This window comes from Neorhizobium sp. BETTINA12A (assembly GCF_023006485.1).
In the GTDB taxonomy this organism is placed as follows: domain Bacteria; phylum Pseudomonadota; class Alphaproteobacteria; order Rhizobiales; family Rhizobiaceae; genus Neorhizobium.
Map to the genome: position 1 here is coordinate 1 of NZ_JALBGW010000263.1, position 4,073 is coordinate 4,073.

The following is a 4,073-nucleotide window of genomic DNA, read 5'->3' on the forward strand; positions in this document are numbered from 1 at the left end:
AGCGGCGGCGCGCTGACGGGCGACGTGCTGGCGAAATGGGCTCTCAGCAACAATCGTGCCGGCGCCGCCGCCTCGATGAAGGCACCGCGCGTCGTCAGCCGCACCCTCAACAACGAATATTCGGCAGGTTATTCCGGCGGCGGCTTCAGGCCGGTTGCCGCCACGGTAGCGATCGACCCGAACCGTTTCAGCGGCCCGAACAACTGATCGCCGGACTGATCGAAGACCATAAAAAACCCGCCGAAATGGCGGGTTTTTTCATGCTTGGTGCCTGGCCTGCATGTCTTGCGAAAGATCAGGCGGCATCCTGGTCGGCTGGGGCTTCGATCATGCCGAGTGCCTGGAGGTAGGTATCGAGGATCAGATCCTCTTCCATGCGCTCCTGATCGTCCTTCTTGCGAAGGGCGATGACCTTCTTCATGATCTTGGTGTCGTAGCCCATGCCCTTGGCTTCGCCGTAGACATCCTTGATGTCGTCGGCGATGGTCTTCTTTTCTTCTTCCAGTCGTTCGATACGCTCGATAAATGCGCGAAGCTGGTCGCGGGCGACGCCATGAGCATCAGACATCGGGGCCTCCTGATCGTGTAGATTTCAATGAATGGTCGTCAACTGCCGAAAAGCCGCCGCAAGGTCAAGCGCAATCGGCAAATCGATCAGCCATGGACGGGCTTGTTCACGTCGAATGCGGCTTTTTGTGCATCCGAGGCCTCCGCCTGGTGCAGATTTTTCCAATCCTCGTAGGGCATGCCATAGACAATCTCGCGGGAGGCGTCCTTGGAGAGGTCGATGCCGGCATCGTTGGCGGCATCGCGATACCAGTTCGACAGGCAGTTGCGGCAGAAGCCGGCGAGGTTCATCAGGTCGATATTCTGCACGTCGGTGCGCTCGTGCAGGTGCTGGACGAGACGGCGGAAAGCGGCGGCCTCGAATTCGGTCTGCTGTTCTCTGGTCAATTCTATTGGCGTGAGTTCGCTCATGGCGCATCTCCGGGTGTCGTCGCGTCAGACCGGATAGGGGCCGGTGCGCGAGGGAAAGATCCTGTATTCATGCAATGTGGGGTCGGCGTTGAGCGTCTTGAAGACTGGCGCCAGCCTTTCCGCCCAGGCGGCGATGCCGACCTCGTCGCCGATCAGGTCCTGGCGGACCTCGAGAAGCGCGTGCGGAATTCCCGACACCATGCAGTGCCGGTACATGGTGTCACCTTTAAGCGCACCGTCATAGGGTTCGTTGTCGCCGACGACGATGTCGCCGGGTTCACCAAGCAGGTGCAGGAGGGGCTTCACGGCGCGATCGTCGCTGTCCCAGAGCACAGCTGCGTGCCAGGGGCGGGCGACGCCCTTCCAGAACGGGGTGAAGGAATGCAGCGACAGGACGAGCGGCGCGCGGCCCGGGCTGCCTGCCTTGGCGATGGTGCGCTCGACGGCCCGGTGATAGGGCCGGTGATAGGTATCGAGGCGGAAATCCCATTCTTCCTGCGTGATCGGATGATTGCCGGGGATGATCGCCCCATCGGAAATCTTCATGATCAGGGTCGGATCGTCCTCGCCGCGGTTCGGATCGATCAGCAGGCGGGAGAAACAGCCGAGCACGGCCGGCACGTTCAGCATCGCCGCCAGCTGGCGGGTCAGCCCCTCGACGCCGATATCGAAGGCGATATGGCGGTGGAAGGCGCTCTCCGGAAGACCGAGGCTGCCATGGGAAGCGGGCAGGCGGTTCATCGCATGGTCGGCGAGCAGCACCATGCCGCTGTCATAATCGCCTTCTATGATCTCGAAAGGAATGAAGTCCTGCATCGCCGTCGAAAATGAAGTGGTTGCGAAAGGTGGGTCGAGAGACGGGTGTTGATGACATGGGGAAAGTCGCGACGCAAGCCGTGCTGGCATCGCGATCAGCATGGGTTGAGGCCGTGAGACGGACTAATCGATTAGAGTTACGTTGACTTTCCGACTCCGCCGCGCGAAGAAAGTGCTTCACGAATAACCATGGAGTCCTGACGGAAACCGTGTCGAAAAAATCCCCAAAAGCTTATCTTCGCTCCCTCGTTTCCGCTCCGGCGCTTGCCGCCATGGTCGCCTCCGGTATTCCGCTTTTCGCGGCGACTGCCGCGCATGCGGATTTCCGCGTTTGCAACGCCACGCAGAACCTCGTTGGCGTGGCGATTGGCTACCGCGCCACCGAAGGCTGGACCACGGAAGGCTGGTGGCAGGTTCCGGCCTCCACCTGCGCAACGCTGATCGAAGGCGAACTGCAGTCGCGCTACTATTATCTTTATGCCGAGGATGCAGCTCGAGGAGGCCGATGGACCGGCAATGTGAACATGTGCGTCGCGGAGAACGAGTTCAAGATCGTCGGCGTCAACGATTGTTTTGCCCGTGGCTTCCAGCGCATGGGCTTCAAGGAATATGACACGGGCCGTCAGGGAAGTTGGATGGTCCAGCTTTCGGATACGCCTGGCACACAAGAAGGCCACAACTGATGAGGCGCAACCGCAAAGTAAAGATCCTCGCCACCCTCGGACCCGCTTCGTCCGAAGAGGAGATGATCCAGAAGCTGCACGAAGCGGGGGCCGATCTCTTCCGCATCAACATGAGCCATGCGAGCCACGACCTGATGCGCACGCTGATCAAGCGCATCCGATCCGTCGAAGAGCGCAGCGGCCGGCCGATCGGCATTCTCGCCGACCTTCAGGGGCCGAAGCTGCGCGTCGGCAAATTTGCGGCCGGTAAGGTAACGCTGACCCCCGGCCAGACCTTCACGCTCGACAGCCGTGACGAACCCGGCGACGAGACCCGCGTGTTCCTGCCGCATCCGGAAATTCTCGAATCTGTGAAAGTGGGCCATCGCCTGCTGATCGACGACGGCAAGCTGGCGCTGAAGGCCGAGAAGTCCGACGGCAAGAGCATCGTCTGCAAGGTCGTCGCCGGCACCAGCATTTCCGACCGCAAGGGCGTCAGCCTGCCCGATACCCTGCTCGGCGTCGGCGCGCTGACCGAAAAGGATCGCATCGACCTCGATGCGGTTCTGGCGACCGACGATGTCGACTGGGTGGCGCTTTCCTTCGTCCAGCGTCCAGACGACCTTGCCGAAGTGCGCAAGATCGCCCGCGGCCGTGTCGGCATCATGTCGAAGATCGAGAAACCCCAGGCGCTGGAGCGCATCGACGAAATCATCGAGCTTTCCGACGCGGTCATGGTGGCGCGCGGCGATCTCGGCGTGGAAATGCCGATCGAGGCCGTTCCGGGCATCCAGAAGCAGCTGACCCGCTTGTGTCGGCGCGCCGGCAAGCCGGTCGTCGTCGCCACTCAGATGCTGGAATCGATGATCACCGCCCCGGTGCCGACCCGCGCCGAAGTGTCGGACGTATCGATCGCCGTTTTCGAAGGCGCCGATGCGATCATGCTTTCCGCCGAATCGGCCTCCGGCCAGTATCCTGTCGAGGCGGTCTCGATGATGGCGTCGATCGCCAGCACGGTCGAGCAGGATCCGCTCTATCCGAGCATCATCTATGCCCAGCGTGCGACACCGGAAGCGACCGGCGCCGACGCCATTTCGCTGGCCGCTCGCCAGATCGCCGAAACCTTGAAGCTGGCGGCTATCGTCACCTACACCTCGTCGGGCACGACCGGCTTGCGCGCATCCCGCGAGCGCCCGCAGGTGCCGATCATCGCGCTATCGCCGATCGTCCAGACGGCACGGCGGCTTTCGGTCGGCTGGGGCATGCATTGCGTCGTCACCAGCGACGCGACTGATCTCGACGACATGGTCAACCGTGCCTGCCGGATCGTCGTGTCGGAAGGATTCGGCAAGCCCGGCGACCGGATCATCATCTCGGCCGGCGTGCCGCTCGGCACGCCCGGCGCCACCAACATGCTGCGCATCGCCTATATCGGCTCGGACGGCCAGAGCGGCATCTGAGGCGCTAGGCCCGGACAAACGAAAACCGCCGGAGCGATCCGGCGGTTCAGACTGCTGACAAACCCGTCGATATTTTCGGCGGGTTTTGTTTTTGTGGATTTGTTTTTCCGCCGGGAGGTCTTGGCGGGAGGCGCAGAAGGATGGGCTGGCTCATGCC

Annotated in this window: 4 protein-coding genes and 2 pseudogenes; 3 read left to right on the top strand and 3 right to left on the bottom strand. The window is 62.0% G+C overall.

The window, feature by feature from the left end; all coding sequences use genetic code 11:
- A pseudogene (locus tag MOV61_RS28805) lies at window positions 1–207 on the top strand (hypothetical protein); the annotation flags it as partial.
- Window positions 208–295: 88 nt separating this feature from the next.
- Here MOV61_RS28805 and MOV61_RS28810 read toward each other — a convergent pair.
- The 3 genes from MOV61_RS28810 to MOV61_RS28820 all read right to left on the bottom strand — a co-directional run bounded on the left by MOV61_RS28810 (window position 296) and on the right by MOV61_RS28820 (window position 1,794).
- Complete coding sequence (locus tag MOV61_RS28810) at window positions 296–568, bottom strand: DUF2312 domain-containing protein (RefSeq protein ID WP_007752220.1); 273 nt, start codon at window positions 566–568, stop codon at window positions 296–298.
- A gap of 86 nt (window positions 569–654) precedes the next feature.
- Window positions 655–978 (bottom strand): DUF1244 domain-containing protein, encoded by a 324-nt coding sequence (locus MOV61_RS28815; protein WP_247139037.1) that lies wholly within the window; start codon window positions 976–978, stop codon window positions 655–657.
- Window positions 979–1,002: 24 nt separating this feature from the next.
- Entirely contained in the window at window positions 1,003–1,794 is a 792-nt protein-coding gene (locus tag MOV61_RS28820; protein ID WP_247139038.1) for an N-formylglutamate amidohydrolase, read from the bottom strand.
- Window positions 1,795–2,084: 290 nt separating this feature from the next.
- Here MOV61_RS28820 and MOV61_RS28825 point away from each other — a divergent pair.
- Both MOV61_RS28825 and pyk read left to right on the top strand, forming a co-directional pair.
- Window positions 2,085–2,477, top strand: a pseudogene (locus MOV61_RS28825) (DUF1036 domain-containing protein); the annotation flags it as partial.
- Window positions 2,477–3,916, top strand: coding sequence for a pyruvate kinase (gene pyk, locus MOV61_RS28830; protein WP_038545015.1), 1,440 nt, complete (start codon window positions 2,477–2,479; stop codon window positions 3,914–3,916). The pseudogene MOV61_RS28825 and the gene pyk, both read left to right, overlap by 1 nt.
- Window positions 3,917–4,073: the final 157 nt, after the last annotated feature.

Coding starts and splice junctions, on each gene's coding strand:
- MOV61_RS28815 (WP_247139037.1), bottom strand. CDS start 978: ATGAGCGAACTCACGCCAATAGAATTGACCAGAGAACAGCAGACCGAA.
- pyk (WP_038545015.1), top strand. CDS start 2,477: ATGAGGCGCAACCGCAAAGTAAAGATCCTCGCCACCCTCGGACCCGCT.
- MOV61_RS28810 (WP_007752220.1), bottom strand. CDS start 568: ATGTCTGATGCTCATGGCGTCGCCCGCGACCAGCTTCGCGCATTTATC.
- MOV61_RS28820 (WP_247139038.1), bottom strand. CDS start 1,794: ATGCAGGACTTCATTCCTTTCGAGATCATAGAAGGCGATTATGACAGC.